This is a genomic window from Inquilinus sp. KBS0705, assembly GCA_005938025.2.
Classification (GTDB): domain Bacteria; phylum Bacteroidota; class Bacteroidia; order Sphingobacteriales; family Sphingobacteriaceae; genus Mucilaginibacter.
In genome coordinates this window covers 1,365,514-1,384,513 of sequence record VCCI02000001.1, presented here as the reverse complement: position 1 = coordinate 1,384,513, position 19,000 = coordinate 1,365,514, and the positions used below count along the sequence as shown (strand labels likewise).

Below are 19,000 nucleotides of genomic sequence, written 5' to 3'. Positions count from 1 at the left end.
TTTTTTATTGGCCGTCATTTTCAAGTTCTATCCAAACGGGTGCATGGTCGCTGGTACCTTGCCAGCCGCGTACATGTTTATCAACCGTAGCGCTTAGCAAGCGGGGGGCAACTTTTTTATTTAACAAAAAGTGGTCTATCCTCATGCCCGCATTGCGGCCATAAGCATTGCGAAAGTAGTCCCAAAATGTATATATCTGTTCGTTTGGATAAAGCTTTCTAATGGCGTCGGTCCAGCCCTGGTCTACCAGGTTTTTATATGCCTCTCGTGTTTCTACCCTAAATAATGCATCATTCAGGTATTTCTCCGGTTTATAGGTATCCATCTCTGTAGGCATCACATTATAGTCACCAATAAGTAATACCGGCAGGTCGCGGTCAACCAGGTCTTTGGCATGTGTGGTCAGCCTGTTAAACCAGCGCAGTTTGTAGTCAAACTTGGGGCCGGGGTAGGGGTTGCCATTAGGCAGGTAAATACAACCTATTACCATGCCATTTATAAAAGCTTCGATATAACGGCTGTGAGTAAATTCATCATCTTCGCCCGGCAGATCTTTTCGCAACTCCTTTATCTCGGTTTTTGAGAGGATGGCAACACCGTTCCAGCTTTTTTGGCCATGCCATATCGCGTTATAGCCGGCATTTGCTATAGCTTCTTGGGGGAATTTGTGGTCTTCGGCTTTTAGTTCCTGCAGGCATACAATATCGGGCTGCGTTTCGTTTAACCAGCGCAGTAGTATTTCTAATCGTCCGTTTATACCGTTAACATTATAGGTGGCAATTTTCATGGGCTAAATATAACAAAGCCCCTTGTAGGGGCTTTTATTTTTAAGGTCGGTACGGCTTATTTTTTACCGTTAAGTTTGCTCTCAACTTTACCGCGTTGATTAGAGCCGGTCGATTTTTTTGCGTCTTCAACCTTTTTGGCGGTTGTGCCTTCTTTCCGTGCTTCGTAATTTAATTCATGTGGTTGTTCCGATATGGAATGCCTCTCCACTTTTGCTCCTCTGGTTGCCATATTTTATTTATTAGTAAATTATTTAACTACAACAGCCAAATTAAAAAAGGGTTTTACTATTGGATTTATGACGATCAATACTGTACCGTAATTTCCTATTCCCTGCTTATGCTGTAAATTACAATAGGTTTAATAAGGTATTGCGCGTCGTCTTTTTGTGCTTGTATTTGTTTAACCACAGCCATACCTGCTGTTACTTTACCAAACGCGGCAAAGCCTTGCCCATCCGGGTTGCGGGCACCACCATAATCTAATGCAGGCTGATCGCCGATGCATATAAAAAATTGACTGGTGGCGCTGTTTGGGCCCATGCGCGCCATAGATAGGGTGCCATCCTGATGTAACAGACCGGTTGTTTTGGTGGTTTCTATTTTTATACTATCCATACTTAGGCTGTCGGGCACATTACCGCCTTGTATTACCTGTATCTTTACCTTCCGTGTGGCTTCGTTAGCAGGGGTGCACACCCTGAAAAAGCTGCTGCCATTGTAAAGTTTCTTATCAACATATTTTAAAAAGTTAGCTACAGTTGCCGGGGCTTTATCAGGGTAAAGCTCAATAGTTATATCGCCTAATGAAGTTTTAATAAGGCAGTGTACAGGCGCTTGCGCAAACGTAAACATTGGTAATACTATGGCTATATATAGGATGATGATTTTTTTCATATAATTAATGGGTATCAGGCAGTAAGTTACTATTTTATTAAGCTTAATTTATTTATTCCTGCTATTTTAGTGCAGCCTATCAATAACAAATCAGCATGGAAAAGCAATTGCAGCCACAGCAGCAAGCAGAGCTAGTAGGTACTTTAAAGGTATAATTTTATAAATTTTGATGATGAACCCGGAAGTTGATTTCTTTTTTACCAAAGCCAAAAAATGGCAGCAGGAGATACTACAGTTGCGCCAAATAACCCTTGATAGCGGCTTGAACGAAGAATTGAAGTGGGGCTGCCCTTGTTATACCCGTAATGGCAATAACATTGTGCTGATACATACTTTTAATGAATATTGCGCGCTGCTGTTTTTTAAAGGCGTTTTGTTAAACGACCCCAGTGGAGTTTTGGTACAACAAACGCCAAATGTACAGGCTGCCCGCCAAATAAGGTTTACCGGTTTAATGGATATAGTAGACAAGGAAGCCGATATAAAAGCCATCATCAGGCAAGCCATTGCGGTAGAAGAGGCTGGCTTAAAAGTAGAGTTGAAAAAAACTACTGAATTTACCGTTCCAGATGAATTTCAGTATCAGTTAGATCATATCCCTGCCTTAAAAGCAGCGTTTGAAGCTTTAACACCTGGCAGACAGCGGGCCTATTTGCTACATTTTGGCGCACCCAAGCAAGCCAAAACCCGCCAGGCACGTGTAGAAAAGTATATGCCGCAAATTATGGATGGAAAAGGCCTGAACGATTAGCAATAAAAAAGCCCGATACTTTTGTATCAGGCTTTTTAAACAGTTAACACTTAATTTGTTCTAATAAGTGCTCCACTGAGCCACGCCTTTAGGGTCGGCCTTTTTTACTTCTTCACTTTTTTCGGCGCTCATTTCTTTGTTAAGTTTTTCGGTAGCTTTTAGTTCTGCATTCATTTCCTTGGGTTGTTTGGTTAAACCCTCGCTTTCGCGTACGTAGGTTACCGGGTTTTCTACATATACAAAGCTTTTACCCATGCCTTTAATTTCGCCTTCATTCCACGGGCCGCGTACTGTTGTACCGTCAGACATGTTGTATGCTTGCTGCAAATAGCGCGGGTCGGCAGCTAAAACAGCAGGAGGGAAGTTTGGCTGTATGCTATCTAAGGCAGCCTCAAACATTTTATAGTGCGTAACCTCCCTTGTCATTAAAAACGATAGTGTTTCCTGTACATAAGGGTCGTCGGTAAATTTCATCAGGTGCTCATATACCAATTTAGCTCTCGATTCTGATGCCAGGTTGCTGCGCAGATCTACCGTTAAATCGCCATTTGAATTAATATAAGATGCACACCATGGTATACCCTGGCTATTGCGCGGTGTCGGCCCGCCACCCGTAATAATAGGGAACTGAGGGTTGGCTGTTAGGGCTGCGTGTATAATATTTTCCTTGGCTTCGGTGCCGTTCATCACCTGCATTATTTCCGAATTGTCTGCAGCGTCTTTCAGTTCGCCGTTTACACCCGTTAAAAGCATTTGTATGGTAGCGCCAACAATTTCCAGGTGACTAAACTCTTCGGTAGCTATGTCCATCAACATATCGTATTTGTCGGGATGGGGCACTTTTGCGCCAAAAGCCTGCGTGAAATATTGCATTGCAGCAGCAAGCTCGCCGTTTTCGCCGCCAAACTGTTCTAATAACAAATTAGCGAAACGCGGATCGGGTTTAGAAACCCTTGCATTAAACTGGAGGTCTTTTACGTGGTGAAACATATTTTTAGTGGTTGGTATATATAAATAATCAATCGTACTAATATATGTTTTAAATTAAAATATTTATTTAAAAAGATAATTTATACTGTTGTAATTAATCATAACGAATACTATAGCTTTTTTTTTTAAAGATTATAGCTGCTGTTATTCATCCATTAAGTGCCTAAGGTAAAGCGATGGGTTGTTTAAAAATGATTTTGTGAGCGAGAAATGTTCGGTATTCTCATATGTAGTTTCATTTACGCCTGTGTCATCAAACTGGTAAATAGCAGCACCGGGGTAGCAAATAAGCATGGGCGAATGGGTAGCTATTAAAAACTGAGCCCTGCCGCTTTTATCAAGTTGGTGTATAACAGCCATAAAGGCCATTATCCGGGCCGGAGAAAGCGCAGCTTCGGGCTCATCAAGTATGTAAATACCGGCTTCGAACTGATTATTGAACAAAGATAAAAACGACTCGCCATGCGACTGCTCATGTAACGACCGGCCGCCATATGCTTTTAATATCCGGTTATCATCCCTGGCTAATTCATCAATATACGAGGCGAAGTTAAAAAAGCTTTCGGCGCGCATAAAAAAGCCCTCGCTAATGCGGCGCGGTGTCCAGGCTAAACTTAAAATTTGTGCCAGTGCCGATTCGTAGCCTTCAAACCGATAGCCGGTATTATGGTTATGATTGCGGTTACCGCCCCTTAGGCTAAAACCACATTGCTCTGCAATACCTTCCAGCAGGGTAGATTTGCCCGAACCGTTCTCGCCCACAAAAAAGGTTACATTCTGTTTCAGGTTTAGGCGCAAGCCATTCTTTAGGCTGGGGATATTTTCCAAATAACCGGCATGCTGTAGCGGTGGGAGGGATATACCGGATAAAAATGGCATGTGATATAGCTTGTTATAACAAAACTACAATTCTTATCGTGTTTTATATAATGTGGTTGTTTTTAACACAAAGTTCACTGAGGAAGCGCAGAGGAACACAGAGGTGTAATTCACTATGTTTTAGCTGCGCTCTTTGTGTCTTCTCAGTGCGCTCTGTGGTTAAATAGGATTTACTAATTAATATAAACTATCAAAGATGGGGAAAAGCTTTAAACAAAAAAGCCCGACACGGGCATATATCGGGCTTTGTACTCAGAGCGGGAATCGAACCCGCACTCCTTTAATGGGAACAGGATTTACCATTTGAGTCACATTTCATCGCTTCTGTTATAAGGTAATGATGGATTTCTGCGTTGATGGATAATCGCAATAATTACTACATGTTGTGCATCCTCATCAATGTAGAAATGTACGGCATACGGAAAAACTTCTGTAAAAGCTGTTCTTACATTTTTATATTTAACTTCATATCCCAATGGATTTTTCTGTAAACGGAAGATGCATTTTTTAACTTCAAGAGCAAAATATTTGTCTAAGCCGACTTTCTGATTTTTATACCACACTTTTGCTTCCTTGATGTCGGTTTTAACAACATCAAGATAATGTATAGTGAAAGCCATTTAATTACTTATCCAATTCATCCAATAATTCCGAAATTGGCCTGATAAGTTGTGGGTTTTTCTCTATAGCATCCAATCGGGCATCTATAAGGTCTTTATGCCATTGTGGAAGTTTAGCATCTAAATGATCTACATCAGGATACTTGATCTTTATCAATTCCCATTCTTCAATAGGTAATTGCACTGCGGTAACCTGCCCTTTTTCGTCAGAAAGATATTGAATGCTCATATAATCAAATTTAACTAATTAATATAAATTATCAAAGAGGGAGGTAGGAAAGGACTTTAAACAAAAAAGCCCGACACGGGCATGTATCGGGCTTTGTACTCAGAGCGGGAATCGAACCCGCACTCCTTTAACGGGAACAGGATTTTAAGTCCTGCGTGTCTACCAGTTCCACCATCTGAGCAGGCGATTAACCTTTTAACAATAAATCCCTTCGGTAAGGAAGGGATTTGAGCGAAAGACGAGATTCGAACTCGCGACCCCGACCTTGGCAAGGTCGTGCTCTACCAACTGAGCTACTTTCGCGTTTGGTATTCCGTTTGGCTGCTAAGGTTGTTACCTCTTTGCCTTGCGGAGTGCAAATATAGGCAGAAAAGCATATTCTGCAAGGAAAAGATCAAACTTTTTTAAACTTTTTTATAAGTCGCTGTTTTTCAAAAGGTCAGCGGTAAGGTCGGTTTCGTATCCGCGGCTTAAAGCGTACTGTTGTAGTTTATAACGGCGTTTATAGGTATCTTTTTCCGGTAGGGTAGCAGCCTTTTTAGCTATTACCTTTTGCAGGGTCAGGCGGTAATCGTCTTCATCGATGGTTAACAATGCCTTTTTTATCAGTACCGGCGATACGTTTTTTAGCTTAAGGCCCATCTTAATTTTAATTTTGCCCCATTGCTTTTGGTTAAATTTGCCTTTGGTGTAGGCTTTGGCAAAGCGTTCTTCGTTTAAAAAGTTATCTTCTATTAACCTGCTTATAATGTTTTCTACAGCTGCCGTCCATAGCCCCCATTCGTATAATTTATTGCGTACTTCCTGCTGCGATCGTTCCTGGTAGGCGCAATAATTTTCGGCTTTGGCTAATGCGGCCTTTTCATCGGTTATTTTTTTTGCTTTGGGGCTATCCATTAAAACCAAAATTCGCTAAAATTCTTCTATTCGTATAAATATAAGCAAATTCGTATCATGCAAAATTCCTACACCGTAAATGATGTAAAGCAGGTTATAAATGCCACAGGCGATGTGGTAAACAACGAAACCATTAGCACCCTGCTTACCGATAGCAGGCGTATTATAAAACCTGCCGGTTCGTTGTTTTTTGCATTAACCGGCCGCCGCGAAGGTGTAGACTTTATTGTTGACGCCTACACAGCAGGGGTACGTAGCTTTGTGGTAAAGCACCGCCCCGATACGGTAATGCCCGATGCTAATTTTTTAGTAGTAGCTGATGTATTGACCGCTTTACAGGCACTTGCTGCACATAGGCGCAGTCAGTATAGTTTGGAGGTAATAGGCATTACAGGCAGCAATGGCAAAACCATTGTTAAAGAGTGGCTGTACCAGTTGCTTTGCCCCGAAAAGAACATTGTACGTAACCCTAAAAGTTATAATTCGCAAATTGGTGTGCCGCTTTCGGTATGGCAAATAAACGAGGCTAACGACCTTGGTATTTTTGAGGCCGGGATATCAACCACAGGTGAAATGGAGCAGCTTGAGGCCATCATACAGCCTACTATAGGGATATTAACACACATGGGCACCGCACACGATGAGGGTTTTGCATCACCAAAAGAAAAATTAGAGGAGAAATTAAAGCTGTTTAAGAACAGCAAGCTACTGGTGTATAATTACGAAACACTGCTTGATTACAAGGATGAATTAAAAACCCGCGAGTGTTTTGTATGGAGCCGTACCTTTAATCAGGCCGACCTGTATGTGTTCAGCGAAACCAGTATATCGGGCAAGTATTACCTGCGCGCCATGTATAAACAGCAGGAGATAGAATGCCTGATACCATTCAGGGATGCGGCATCAGTAGAAAATGCTATTGTTTGCCTGGCCACTATGCTGGCACTGGGTTATAAGCCTGAGGTAGCAGACGACCGTATCGAGCGCTTAATAGCCGTTAGCATGCGCCTTGAGCTTAAAAACGGCATTAATGATTGCTCGGTGATAGATGATTCGTACAATTCGGATATACAATCTCTGGAGATAGCCCTTAACTTTTTAGATCAGCAAAATCAGCATCAAAAGCGCACCCTCATATTATCTGATATCTATCAATCAGGCTTAGGACAGGATAGCCTTTACCGCCAGGTTGCCGAAATGATAAGCAATAAAAAGATAGACCGCTTTATAGGGGTAGGCGCATCTTTACAGGAGCATCAGCAGTATTTTGATGTGCCCGATATGCACTTTTACCCCGATACTGCTACGCTGCTTAAACAATTGGGCAAACTGCATCTAAACCAGGAGACTATACTGATAAAGGGATCGCGTAGCTTTGAGTTTGAAAAAGTAAGCCGTGCATTAGTACAAAAAGCCCACGAAACGGTTTTAGAGATCAACCTGAACAATATGCTGGGTAACTTAAACTATTACAAATCAAAGCTGCATCCTGGTGTTAAGCTTATGGCAATGGTTAAGGCATTCTCGTATGGCAGCGGTACTTTTGAGGTAGCTAATATATTGCAATATAACAAAGTTGATTACCTGGCGGTTGCCTATACCGACGAAGGTATTGCCCTGCGCGAAACCGGTATAACCTTACCGATAATGGTGTTAAACCCAGAGCCGCAGGCATATGATAAGTTGGTAGCTAAAAGGTTAGAGCCATCTATATATAGTTTTACTTTGCTTGATGAATTTGTAAAATATGCCCAAGATGCTGATGTAGTTAACTACCCGGTACACCTTAAAATTGATACCGGCATGCACAGGGTGGGTTTTGAGGAGACCGACATGGATGCCTTATGCGACTTGCTTGAAATTAACCAGTATATACATGTACAAACCGTTTTCTCACACCTGGTAGCCAGCGATTCGGAACAGCATGATCTGTTTACATTGAAGCAAATTGGCCAATTTGAAAAAGCATTTGCAGCCATAGAAGCTGCCCTTGGCTATAAGGTTGTTAAACATATATGTAATACGTCGGCTATAGTGCGCTGGCCAACCGCGCAGTACGATATGGTAAGGTTGGGTATAGGTTTGTATGGTATAGACGCTGCCGTACCGGCCGACGATACAGCATTGAAACCAATAGCTACGTTAAAAACTACGGTATCGCAGGTAAAAAAGGTTTTGGCGAGCGATACCATTGGCTATAACCGCAATGGCAGCCTTAAAACCGATGGAAAAATAGCCACCGTACGTATAGGCTATGCTGACGGCTATTTGCGTGCGTTTGGTAATGGTGTAGGCAAAATGCTGGTAAATGGCACCCTTGTACCTACAGTTGGCAATGTATCAATGGATATGTGTATGCTGGATGTTAGCGCCGCCGAGGTGAAAGAGGGAGATGAGGTAATTGTATTTAACGAGCAACAACGGATAGAAGAGCTGGCCCTGCAAATAGGTACCATACCCTATGAAATATTAACAAACATTTCGCAACGGGTAAAAAGAGTGTACTTTTACGAGTAGATACACTTGGAGTTATGAAAAGGATTTTTAGAGCCTTATTAAATTACTTTGCTAAGGGGCTGTTGATAGTAGTGCCGCTCGGCGCCGCTTTCTTTTTAATATTCTGGGCCGTTTCGCGGGTGGATAGCGCGCTTAACTTGAGCAGCGAGATATGGGTTGATAAAGCAGGTAAACCTGTATATATACCCGGCCTGGGCATATTAAACGTAGTGGTGGTGATACTGATTGCCGGCATACTGGTAACCAACGTAATTACTGATCCCATAAAAAGCTGGTTTAACCGCTGGATAAACCGACTGCCTCTTTTTAAGTTCCTTTATTCATCCATTAAAGACCTTACCGAGGCATTTGTTGGCGAAGAAAAGAAATTCAATGAACCGGTTTTAGTGGAAGTGAACGAATTTGGATTAAAAAAGATCGGTTTCCTGGTACAAAAGGATCTTAATGTTATAAACCTGCCCGGCGAGGTTGCGGTATACTTCCCGTATTCTTACTCGTTTGCGGGGCAGGTGGTTATTATATCGGCCGATAAAGTAAAGCCTATTGACAAAAGCGCCGCAGATGTAATGAAATTTGTAATATCAGGCGGTGTTAGTGGCCTGGAGTAGTTTGCACCAATAACTTTTTTGGTGCTTTCTTTTTAAAGCTCCGATAGGCTAAAATAATACTTACTGCCATTAAAATAGCCCCCATTAAAAATGGCGCGCCGGGGAAATAAACCGAAGCACCGGGTATGGTAAAATGATGAAATAGGGTAGTCATGATCAATGGCCCCACCACATTGGTAACGCTTGAAAGGCTGGTAAGCGCGCCCTGCAGCTCACCTTGTTCGTTAGCGGGTACATGTTCGGATATAAAGCCCTGTAACGCGGTACCGCCTATGCCCCCCAGGCAATAAGGGATCATAAACAAATACATTAACCAGCCGGTATTATTAAAGGCAATGAGTATTAAGCCTATACCATAAAAAGTTATACCCGACATGATATTGCGCTTTAACCCAAATTTTGGTATGGCCCAGCGCACCAGGCCGCCCTGTATACCGGCTATTAATACGCCAATAAATATTCCCAGTAAACTTATACTGTGTAACGACCATTTAAATTTTTCGAGCAGGTAAAAAGGCAGGGTACTTTCAATAGCCTTTTGGCCAATATAAACCAGTGTGTAGGCAGTAATTAAAGTACTTACAGCCCTTGAGTAATGCCTTAAACGCAACAACGACCCAACAGGGTTTGCGCGTTTCCATTCAAATTTTCTGCGGTTTTCTAATGATAATGATTCGGGTAATATAAAGTAACCATATATGGCGTTTAAAAATGCCAAACCGGCGGCAACCATAAAAGGCAGCTTTATATTTAAGGTACCCAAAAAGCCACCCATACCTATGCCCAATATAAACCCGAGTCCTGTAGCCGCGCCAATTAAACCAAAGTTAGCAGCGCGCTTGTCTCCGGTGCTTACATCGGCAATATAGGCAGTGGCAGTTGTTGTGCTTGCACCAGCTATGCCCGCAATAAAACGGCCTACAAAAAGCCATATAATGGTGGGAGCAAAGGCCATAAACAAATAGTCGACCCCGAAACCGAATAAACTCAATAGCAACACCGGCCTGCGCCCAAATCTGTCGCTTAAATTGCCCAATACCGGTGCAAAAACAAACTGCATAGATGCATAGGTAAATGTAAGGTAGCCGCTGTATTGACTGGCCATACTTAAGTCGATATGCCCTAATTGCTCTAATAATTTTGGAAGAATAGGGATGATGATACCTAAACCAAGCACATCAATAAACAGAGTAACAAATATAAATCCTAACGCAGCTTTGCCCTCACCAACAGGTTTATTCATAAAATTACGTGTCCTTAAAGGTATAAAGGTTTAGCGGGGGCATTTGTGTTATTTTTTCTTAAAACTACGTACAGCTAATATAGCGCTTAAAAGCATTAATGCCGAAGCGATAAAATATGGGGCGCCCGGTAAATAAACAGGCGCTTTAGCACTGGTAAAGTAATAAAAGGTATAAGTCATAAACCATGGGCCGAATATCGAGCTTAAACTCATTAAACTGGTTAAACCGCCCTGTAGTTCGCCTTGTTCGTTAGGTGGTACTTCGCTGGTCATTACCCCTTGCAGGGCCGGGCCGGCAATACCGCCCATGGCATACGGCACCATAAAGGCAAACATCATCCAGCTGTGGTTAGCCAGGCCAAATAACAGCATGCCTACGCCGTATAGTACCAAACCTATCCATATACTGCGTTCCTGCCCTAATTTTGGGATGGCAACACGTATTAGCCCGCCTTGTACAGCGGCTATACTTAAACCTATAAAGCCTAACGAGTAACCTACAATATCTTCGGTCCACTTAAACTTTTCCATTGTGTAGAAGGTCCACACGCTTTGTACCGCGTGGCTTGCAAAGTATATAATGAAAAGGCATAGGGCCAGGCCAATAACAGCCGGATACTTTTTTAATTGTAATAATGAGCCCAGCGGATTAGCCCTTTTCCATTCAAATTCGCGGCGGTGAGACTTATCTAATGATTCGGGCAGGATAAAGAAACCATAGGCGGCGTTTAACAAAGCCAGTGCAGCAGCGGCATAAAACGGGTAGTGGGTATCCATTTTTCCTAATATACCGCCTATTACGGGCCCTATGATGAAGCCAAGCCCAAATGCAACACCTATCATCCCGAAGTTTTGCGCTCGTTTTTCGGGTTCGCTTACATCGGCAATGTAAGCCGATGCTGTGGTGAAACTGGCACCGGTAATACCGGCTATTATACGGCCCACAAATAACCAGCCTATACTTGGCGCAAACGCCAGGAATAAATAATCGATTCCAAAACCTAATAACGAAAATAGTAATACCGGCCTGCGGCCATATTTATCGCTAAGGTTGCCTATAATGGGCGAGAACAGGAATTGCATCACCGAATACGCCACCAGCAATAAGCCCGAATAGCGTGATGCCTGGCTAAGGTTGCCATGTATTAGCTTCTCTATTAGCTTTGGAAATACCGGGATAATGATAGCCAAACCAATAATGTCTATCAGCAGGGTAACAAATATAAAGCTTAACGCGGCCTTCTTTTTAGGTTGGTCTAAGGTGTTCATTGGTTTAAATAGCCAGCTAAAATAAGCTTATGCGGCCATATTGCCAAAGCCGGGAGCATATAATATTGTTTGTCAGAAGTTTGGCTTTAATACATACTTGTCGTAAAAACGGAAAATATGCTCGGCTGCTTCTTCGGCGGTATCAACAACGCGGTAAAGGTTAAGGTCATCAGGGCTAATATTATGCTCATGCTCCAGCATTTTTTCTTCTACCCATTTAAACAGGCCGCTCCAATAATCAACGCCTAAAAATACAATAGGGAAACGGGCTATTTTACCGGTTTGTATAAGGGTTATAGCCTCAAAAGATTCATCCATGGTACCAAAACCACCCGGCAGAACGATAAAACCCTGCGAGTATTTCATGAACATTACCTTGCGGATAAAAAAGTAATCAAACTCCAGTATCTTATCCCTGTCGATATATTTATTATGGAATTGCTCAAAGGGCAGCTCGATATTTAAACCTACCGATTTACCCCCGGCTTCGTAAGCACCTTTGTTAGCAGCCTCCATTATACCAGGCCCGCCGCCCGATATTACACCATAACCACGCTCGGTAAGCAGGCGCGCGGTGTTTTCGGCCAGTTTGTAGTATTTGTTATCGTTATGGGTGCGTGCCGACCCAAATATGGATACGCAGGGGCCAATTTTGGCCAACTTCTCAAAGCCGTCAACAAATTCGGCCATTATCTTAAATATTTGCCAGGAGTCGGTTACCTTAATTTCCTGCCAGTTTTTGTTCTCGAATGCTTGTCTTATTTTTTCGTCGCCTGTCATGGTTTTATTTTGATCCGAACTACCGAAAAAGCAGGTAAGGCCCGGAAGATATATCTTAATAATACAATAATGTGCTTTTTAGGTTTGCTGCTATGCTACTTTAGTACTCGCCGCTTTACTGCGCGAACACAGCAACAAGCCGGCAAATGTAATTAATCCGTTCACAATGATAAGCTCGTTGTCGAAAACATAACCACCCAAAAGTGCCTTAGATTCGGTACTTAAGAAGAAACATACAGCCGGGGATATTAAACAGATAAAAGGTACCAGTTTGTCGTTCACCTGCCTGCTGCTCATAAATAAGCCAAAGCTATACAGGCCTAACAATGGCCCGTAAGTATACGATGCTACCTTAAATATAGCCGTTACTACCGCATCGTTATTTAAGGCGTTAAACAGGATGATTGTTAAAAACATCAGCCCCGAAAACGCGATATGCACATAGTGGCGCACATTTACCATCTTTTTACTATTTGTATCGCCGCGTTTGTTAAAGTTTAAAAAATCGACACAAAAAGAGGTCGTTAACGCCGTAAGTGCCGAATCGGTAGTGGCAAAGGTGGCGGCTGTTAAACCAAGCATAAACACCATTGCCGGTATAACGCCCAGGTATTTTAAGGCGATGGTAGGGTATAAGTAGTCGGTTTTCTCAACAGTGATGCCGTAGCGTTGCGCGTATATGTACAACAAGGCACCCACGCTTAAAAAGAAGATGTTAATGATAACAAATACGCCGGTAAAGCTGAACATATTTTTTTGCGCTTCTTTAATGTTTTTCAGGCTTAAGTTTTTCTGCATAAGGTCCTGGTCAAGCCCTGTCATACCAACAGTAATGAACAAACCCCCAAGGAATTGCTTGCCTAAATGGAAGTGGCTGCTCATAAAATCGTCGAGGAAGAATATTTTAGAATAGCTGCTGTTTTTAATGGCTTCGGCCGCTTCAAATACATTATAATTGAGGCTTTTGCATATAAAGTAGATGGATAAGAATACCGACGCTACCAGAAAGAATGTTTGCAGACTATCGGTTATTATAATGGTTTTTAAGCCACCTTTAAACGTATACGACCATATAAGCACCAAACAAATAAGCACTGTTACCGCAAAGGGAACGCCATAGCTATCAAAAATGAATTTTTGCAGTACAATAACCACCAGGTATAGCCTGAACGACGAGCCGATAGTACGACTAAGCAAAAATATGCCTGCTGCTGTTTTATAACTCCAGGTGCCTAATGCCTGCTCTATGTAACTATAAATAGATGTAAGCCTTAGGCGATAATAAAGTGGCAGCAACACCGTAGCGATGATAATAAAACCCGCTGCATTACCTAGTACGAATTGGAAATAGGCAAACTGGTCGCCGCTTGGTGCACCTACCTTGCCTGGTACCGATATAAAGGTAACCCCGCTTAACGCGGTACCTATCATCCCGAAAGCTACCAAATACCATTTAGAGTTGCGGTTGGCCACAAAAAAAGTATCGTTATCTGATGATTTTTTTGAGGTGAGGTACGATATCACCATCAATACCAAAAAGTAACCAATGATGAACGTGAGTAATATTCCGGGTGCCATAATTTATTCAGGTAAAATGGATAGCCCCTAAAGTAGGTGTTTAAGCGGTATCAAGCAAAAATTTAAATATCATAGCTAAAACCTGATTAATAACAATATTTTTGCTGAATGGATAATACCGCCGCTCCCATGAACCGATTGAACAAGCTTTTTACTGCAAAAAATAAAAACCTGTTATCTATATATTTTACGGCCGGGTATCCTGCGCTTAATACTACAATTGATATTGCAGAGGCGCTGGAAAAAGCAGGAGCCGACTTCTTAGAGATCGGTTTCCCATACTCAGACCCGGTTGCCGATGGGCCAACCATTCAGCATAGTTCGCAAACGGCATTAGATAACGGCATGAACTTGAATTTACTGTTTGAGCAATTAAAAGATCTGCGTAGCCGTGTTAGCTTGCCTATTTTATTGATGGGCTATGTAAACCCTATTGTACAATACGGTGTAGAGCGTTTTTGCAAACAAGCCGCCGCGGTAGGGGTAGATGGCATAATAGTACCCGACCTGCCCATGTACGAGTATGAGATGCTATACAGCAACTATTTTGAAGATAACGGATTAAGCAACATATTTTTGGTTACGCCGCAAACATCAGAAGAGCGCATTCGCAAAATTGATGGATTGAGTAACAGCTTTATTTACCTGCTGTCGTCATCATCTATCACCGGTGGCAATTTACAGCTTACTGATAGCATTGAAGGTTATTACACCCGTATAAAAGGGATGCAACTGAAAAATCCAACAATTATCGGTTTTGGCATAGCAGATAACGCATCATTTAGCAAAGCTTGCCAATACGCAAACGGCGCCATTGTGGGTAGCGCTTTTGTTAAACTATTGGCGCAAGATGATTATATGAAGAAAATACCGGGATTTATTGCAGGAGTTAAAGGATAATTACAGATCTATGTCAAGCGAAAGGGTATAACTTCTAATCATTACTTCCGGCTTGATTTGTTTTACGGTGAGTATAAACTCATCCATATTTAATAAAGTAATACGAGGATAAAAATAAACTGACTTTTCTTTGTCTTCAGAAAGATAATTTATTTTCCACATGGTTCTGTAAGTACCGTAATGGGGAGTAACAGCTATTAAATTTATATTTTCAAAAAGTACTTCTTTTTCTGCTTTACTCCCAATATACAAACGATCATTACTATAAGTAACCTTATTGGTATACCAAAAAAGACTATAAAAAGAGTTGGTTATTAAAACAAAGGCTAAAAGAAAAAATACAATAGGTATAATAGGCATAGTTATCCAAGCAACAACAACTATTAATGTAATTACAATTAATATAATTTTGTCTAAAATGAGTTTGCTTGATAGTATTACCTTGGTCATATAAAACTAATATGATAGATTATGGCTTGATTTAAGCTCATTCCAAAATAAATATAATTTTTACAAATATTCTTCCAGCTCGCCTTTACCTTCGCGGATAATTTCGAAATCGCCCGAGGTGCAGTCAACTACTGTAGACGGGATGTTATCACCATAGCCGCCATCTATTACAATATCTACCAGGTCTTCATATTTCTCGTGTATCAGCTCGGGGTCGGTTGAGTATTCGATTATATCATCTTCATCATGTATTGATGTTGATAGGATGGGGTTACCCAAAACCTTTACAATGTCGCGGGCTATGTTATTATCGGGTACGCGTATACCTACCGTTTTTTTATTGCTGCTTAACAGCTTTGGTACCGCGTGGCTGGCATTAAATATAAAGGTAAAGGGCCCAGGCAATGCCTTTTTTAATACCCTGAAAGTGGTGTTATCAATGGGTTTAATATAATCTGATATATGGCTAAGATCATAGCAAATAAAGGAGAAATTAGCTTTGTCGGGCTTTATATTCCTGATCTTGCATATCCGCTCTATTGCTTTTTGATTTGTGATATCGCAGCCCAGCCCATAAACCGTATCGGTAGGGTATATGATAATGCCACCTTTACGCAGCACCTCGGCTACCTGTTCAATAGCTTTTTCGTTGGGGTTTTCGGGATAGATCTTTATCAGCATGTTTATATGACAAATATACCGCTACAAAGTTTAAAACATCTTAAAACCTTGTAATTGTTATAATCCATAAAAAACAAAAGGGTTGCAGAGGTTTAAAGTACATACCCTTTAACCCTCTGCAACCCTTATAACCCTTTGACTTAATTACGCTTGTTTAGCAAACTGTACGTTGATGGTGAGTTTAATATCTTCGCCAACTACTATCGAGCCTGCTTCGGTTACACCGTCCCAAGTTAAACCAAACTCTTTACGGTTAATTTTTCCGGTTACTTCAAAACCAGCTTTAGTGTTACCATAAAAATCGTCGGTCGATCCGCCAAACTCTGCCTTAAGTGTTACCGGTTTGGTAACGTCTTTGATGGTCAGGTCGCCGTTTAATGTATATTCATCATCATCAGTTTTTTTGATAGATGTTGATTTAAAGCTGATTTTTGGATACGTTGCCGCATCAAAAAATTCCGGGCTTTTTAAGTGTTCATCGCGTTGTGCCTGGTTAGTATCAATACTGTTAACATCTAAAGAGAAGCTGATGTCCGAATCTTCGAAGTTGTCGTCAGTTGTGGTTAACTCACCTTCAAACGATTTAAAAAAGCCGCTTACGGTAGATATTACTAAGTGTTTAACTTTAAATTGTACTTCTGAGTGCATTGGGTCTAATACCCATTTTGTTGCTGTTGCCATGGTTTTTATTGTTTTGTTGAGACAAATGTAAATATTATATGTTTAAACATATAATATTGTTATGCAAGTTTACAATCATCAGACAAATTGTGTTTTTATAACCTACCAGGGTAGGGATTTGTTTTAATATTTGATCCACTATTCAAATTTGCAGCAACAAAAAAGGGAGCATTGCTGCTCCCTTGTATTTTTATTTAAATCTCTTATTTAATTATAAGGCTAAAACTTCTTTAACCCTGTCAGCTGCTTCTTTAAGTAATATGGCAGAGTATACTTTAAGTCCAGAGTTATCTATCAAATCTTTAGCTTCTTTGGCATTTGTTCCTTGTAAACGAACGATGATAGGTACAGGTATGTTGCCAATTTCGTGATAAGCATCAATAACACCTTGTGCAACACGGTCGCAACGAACAATACCACCAAAGATATTGATCAGGATAGCTTTAACATTAGGGTCAGACAGGATGATGTTAAAACCAGCCTTAACTGTTTGCGCGTTAGCTGTACCACCAACATCCAAGAAGTTAGCAGGTTCGCCGCCGGCTATTTTAATAATATCCATAGTTGCCATAGCTAAGCCGGCTCCGTTTACCATACAGCCAACGTTACCATCAAGCTTAACATAGTTTAAGTTGCTTTTGCTTGCTTCAACCTCGGTAGGGTCTTCCTCATCAGTGTCGCGTAAAGCGGCATAATCAGGGTGGCGGTACAAAGCGTTATCATCTAAGTTTACTTTAGCATCAACAGCTAAAATTTTGTTGTCGGATGTTTTTAAAACGGGGTTTATCTCAAACTGAGACGAATCGGTTGCATCATACGCTTTGTATAAAGCAGTAATGAATTTAACCATATCCTTAAAGGCATCGCCTGACAGGCCCAGGTTAAAGGCAATTTTACGCGCCTGGAAACCTTGTAAACCTACTTTAGGGTCAATTTCTTCTTTATGTATCAATTCAGGGGTAGAATGCGCTACTTCTTCAATATCCATACCGCCTTCGGTAGAATACATAATGATATTACGGCCTTTAGCACGATCGAGCAATACGCTTACGTAAAACTCTTTTGTTTCGCTTTCGCCGGGGTAGTATACATCCTGTGCAACCAATACCTTTTTAACCAATTTGCCTTCGGGGCCGGTTTGTGGGGTAACTAATTGCATGCCTATAATTTTGCCTGCAATTTCTTTTACTTGTTCAGCATTTTTAGCCAGCTTAACGCCACCGCCTTTACCGCGGCCACCTGCGTGTATCTGTGCTTTTATAACTGTCCAGTCCGACCCATAGTCTTCCTTCATTTTCTGAGCAGCAGCTACAGCCTCTTCGGGTGTATCTGCAACTATGCCTTCCTGTACTCTAACGCCAAAGCTTTTAAGTATTGCTTTGCCCTGATATTCGTGAATATTCATATGTATGTTGAAGAATTTGCGGTAAAGCTACTATTTTGTTTAATAAGTTGTGAGTTGAAAGTGTGGTAAAAGTGATAAGAGTTTTAAAGGTTTTACATTATTTAAATAAATACCATAAGCTAAAACCAAATTACCCATATTACTATTACAACCTTTACAACCAAAAATTTAACTTTGGCAATGCTTAAAGCACAATCAATAAATAAATCATACGGCAAGCTGCATATTTTAAAAGGGGTGAACCTTGAAGTTAACCGCGGCGAAATTGTTACCATAGTAGGGGCATCCGGCGCAGGTAAAAGTTCGTTGCTTAATATTTTGGGCACTTTAGATAATGCCGACTCGGGCCAGTTGTATATTGATGGTGTAGAGGTTAGTAAGCTTAATAATAAAAAGCTGAGCGAGTTTCGTAACCATAAAATTGGCTTTATTTTTCAGTTCCATCATTTATTGGTAGAGTTTAACGCGCTTGAAAATGTTTGTATACCTGCATTTATAGCTGGTGTACCGCGCGCCGAAGCTGAAACAAGGGCAAAAGAGTTACTGGAGATGCTGGGGCTTGGCCATAGGCTTACCCATAAACCAGCCGAACTATCGGGAGGGGAGCAGCAACGTGTGGCTGTAGCAAGGGCATTAATTAATAAGCCGGCACTTATTTTTGCCGACGAGCCATCGGGTAACCTCGATTCGGTAAATGCGTTAGAATTGCACGAACTTTTTGTAAGGTTAAGAAAAGACTTTAACCAAACATTTGTAATAGTAACCCACAACGAGGAATTAGCCGGTATGGCCGACCGTACTATATTGATGAAGGATGGTTTGATAGTAAATAGCTTATAA

At 41.3% G+C, this 19,000-nt stretch carries 21 protein-coding genes and 2 tRNA genes; 5 read left to right on the top strand and 18 right to left on the bottom strand.

Annotation, left to right across the window (positions count from 1 at the left end):
* Nucleotides 1-4: 4 nt before the first annotated feature.
* From xth to FFF34_006115, 3 genes are all read right to left on the bottom strand, one after another.
* On the bottom strand, nt 5-787 hold the full coding sequence (xth, locus tag FFF34_006125; protein ID TSD66972.1) for an exodeoxyribonuclease III: 783 nt from the start codon (nt 785-787) through the stop codon (nt 5-7).
* A 56-nt stretch (nt 788-843) separates the two neighbouring features.
* Nucleotides 844-1,017, bottom strand: coding sequence for a DUF3606 domain-containing protein (locus FFF34_006120; protein TSD66971.1), 174 nt, complete (start codon nt 1,015-1,017; stop codon nt 844-846).
* 95 nt (nt 1,018-1,112) lie between these two features.
* Nucleotides 1,113-1,640: a peptidylprolyl isomerase gene (locus FFF34_006115; protein ID TSD67974.1), complete on the bottom strand. Its 528-nt coding sequence runs from the start codon at nt 1,638-1,640 to the stop codon at nt 1,113-1,115.
* A 214-nt stretch (nt 1,641-1,854) separates the two neighbouring features.
* On the opposite strand from FFF34_006115, the gene FFF34_006110 reads away from it, so the two are divergent.
* Nucleotides 1,855-2,433, top strand: coding sequence for a hypothetical protein (locus FFF34_006110; protein TSD67973.1), 579 nt, complete (start codon nt 1,855-1,857; stop codon nt 2,431-2,433).
* 60 nt (nt 2,434-2,493) lie between these two features.
* On the opposite strand, the gene FFF34_006105 is transcribed toward FFF34_006110, so the two are convergent.
* From FFF34_006105 to FFF34_006075, 7 genes are all read right to left on the bottom strand, one after another.
* Nucleotides 2,494-3,423: a manganese catalase family protein gene (locus FFF34_006105; protein ID TSD66970.1), complete on the bottom strand. Its 930-nt coding sequence runs from the start codon at nt 3,421-3,423 to the stop codon at nt 2,494-2,496.
* A gap of 144 nt (nt 3,424-3,567) precedes the next feature.
* Nucleotides 3,568-4,302 (bottom strand): AAA family ATPase, encoded by a 735-nt coding sequence (locus FFF34_006100; GenBank protein TSD66969.1) that lies wholly within the window; start codon nt 4,300-4,302, stop codon nt 3,568-3,570.
* A gap of 308 nt (nt 4,303-4,610) precedes the next feature.
* Nucleotides 4,611-4,922, bottom strand: coding sequence for a plasmid stabilization system (locus FFF34_006095; protein ID TSD66968.1), 312 nt, complete (start codon nt 4,920-4,922; stop codon nt 4,611-4,613).
* 4 nt (nt 4,923-4,926) lie between these two features.
* On the bottom strand, nt 4,927-5,151 hold the full coding sequence (locus tag FFF34_006090) for an addiction module component CHP02574 family protein (protein TSD66967.1): 225 nt from the start codon (nt 5,149-5,151) through the stop codon (nt 4,927-4,929).
* A gap of 93 nt (nt 5,152-5,244) precedes the next feature.
* Nucleotides 5,245-5,332: transfer RNA gene (locus FFF34_006085), tRNA-Leu, on the bottom strand.
* A 46-nt stretch (nt 5,333-5,378) separates the two neighbouring features.
* Nucleotides 5,379-5,454, bottom strand: a tRNA-Gly gene (locus FFF34_006080).
* Between the two features lie 111 nt (nt 5,455-5,565).
* Nucleotides 5,566-6,048 carry a regulatory protein RecX gene (locus FFF34_006075; GenBank protein ID TSD66966.1) on the bottom strand — a complete coding sequence of 161 codons (483 nt, stop codon included), beginning with the start codon at nt 6,046-6,048 and terminating at the stop codon, nt 5,566-5,568.
* Nucleotides 6,049-6,102: 54 nt separating this feature from the next.
* Between FFF34_006075 and FFF34_006070 the strand changes: the two genes are divergently transcribed.
* Both FFF34_006070 and FFF34_006065 read left to right on the top strand, forming a co-directional pair.
* Entirely contained in the window at nt 6,103-8,565 is a 2,463-nt protein-coding gene (locus FFF34_006070; protein ID TSD66965.1) for a bifunctional UDP-N-acetylmuramoyl-tripeptide:D-alanyl-D-alanine ligase/alanine racemase, read from the top strand.
* A 14-nt stretch (nt 8,566-8,579) separates the two neighbouring features.
* Nucleotides 8,580-9,173 carry a DUF502 domain-containing protein gene (locus tag FFF34_006065; protein TSD66964.1) on the top strand — a complete coding sequence of 198 codons (594 nt, stop codon included), beginning with the start codon at nt 8,580-8,582 and terminating at the stop codon, nt 9,171-9,173.
* Here FFF34_006065 and FFF34_006060 read toward each other — a convergent pair.
* The 4 genes from FFF34_006060 to FFF34_006045 form a co-directional block, all read right to left on the bottom strand.
* Nucleotides 9,157-10,416, bottom strand: coding sequence for a TCR/Tet family MFS transporter (locus FFF34_006060; protein ID TSD66963.1), 1,260 nt, complete (start codon nt 10,414-10,416; stop codon nt 9,157-9,159). The two genes, FFF34_006065 and FFF34_006060, sit on opposite strands and share 17 nt — an antisense overlap.
* A gap of 48 nt (nt 10,417-10,464) precedes the next feature.
* On the bottom strand, nt 10,465-11,685 hold the full coding sequence (locus FFF34_006055) for a TCR/Tet family MFS transporter (protein ID TSD66962.1): 1,221 nt from the start codon (nt 11,683-11,685) through the stop codon (nt 10,465-10,467).
* A 72-nt stretch (nt 11,686-11,757) separates the two neighbouring features.
* Nucleotides 11,758-12,465 carry a TIGR00730 family Rossman fold protein gene (locus FFF34_006050; GenBank protein ID TSD66961.1) on the bottom strand — a complete coding sequence of 236 codons (708 nt, stop codon included), beginning with the start codon at nt 12,463-12,465 and terminating at the stop codon, nt 11,758-11,760.
* A gap of 90 nt (nt 12,466-12,555) precedes the next feature.
* A complete protein-coding gene (locus FFF34_006045; GenBank protein ID TSD66960.1) occupies nt 12,556-14,043 on the bottom strand; it encodes a sodium:solute symporter in 1,488 nt (495 codons plus the stop codon).
* Between the two features lie 129 nt (nt 14,044-14,172).
* Here FFF34_006045 and FFF34_006040 point away from each other — a divergent pair, with 129 nt between their 5' ends.
* Nucleotides 14,173-14,943 carry a tryptophan synthase subunit alpha gene (locus tag FFF34_006040; protein TSD67972.1) on the top strand — a complete coding sequence of 257 codons (771 nt, stop codon included), beginning with the start codon at nt 14,173-14,175 and terminating at the stop codon, nt 14,941-14,943.
* On the opposite strand, the gene FFF34_006035 is transcribed toward FFF34_006040, so the two are convergent.
* The 4 genes from FFF34_006035 to sucC all read right to left on the bottom strand — a co-directional run bounded on the left by FFF34_006035 (nt 14,944) and on the right by sucC (nt 18,160).
* The gene (locus FFF34_006035; GenBank protein TSD66959.1) at nt 14,944-15,393 is read right to left on the bottom strand and encodes a hypothetical protein; all 450 of its coding nucleotides are present in this window, start codon (nt 15,391-15,393) and stop codon (nt 14,944-14,946) included.
* 60 nt (nt 15,394-15,453) lie between these two features.
* Nucleotides 15,454-16,074 carry a threonylcarbamoyl-AMP synthase gene (locus FFF34_006030; GenBank protein TSD66958.1) on the bottom strand — a complete coding sequence of 207 codons (621 nt, stop codon included), beginning with the start codon at nt 16,072-16,074 and terminating at the stop codon, nt 15,454-15,456.
* A 144-nt stretch (nt 16,075-16,218) separates the two neighbouring features.
* A complete protein-coding gene (locus FFF34_006025; GenBank protein ID TSD66957.1) occupies nt 16,219-16,755 on the bottom strand; it encodes a YceI family protein in 537 nt (178 codons plus the stop codon).
* Between the two features lie 211 nt (nt 16,756-16,966).
* Entirely contained in the window at nt 16,967-18,160 is a 1,194-nt protein-coding gene (sucC, locus tag FFF34_006020; GenBank protein ID TSD66956.1) for an ADP-forming succinate--CoA ligase subunit beta, read from the bottom strand.
* 180 nt (nt 18,161-18,340) lie between these two features.
* On the opposite strand from sucC, the gene FFF34_006015 reads away from it, so the two are divergent.
* Entirely contained in the window at nt 18,341-19,000 is a 660-nt protein-coding gene (locus FFF34_006015) for an ABC transporter ATP-binding protein (GenBank protein ID TSD66955.1), read from the top strand.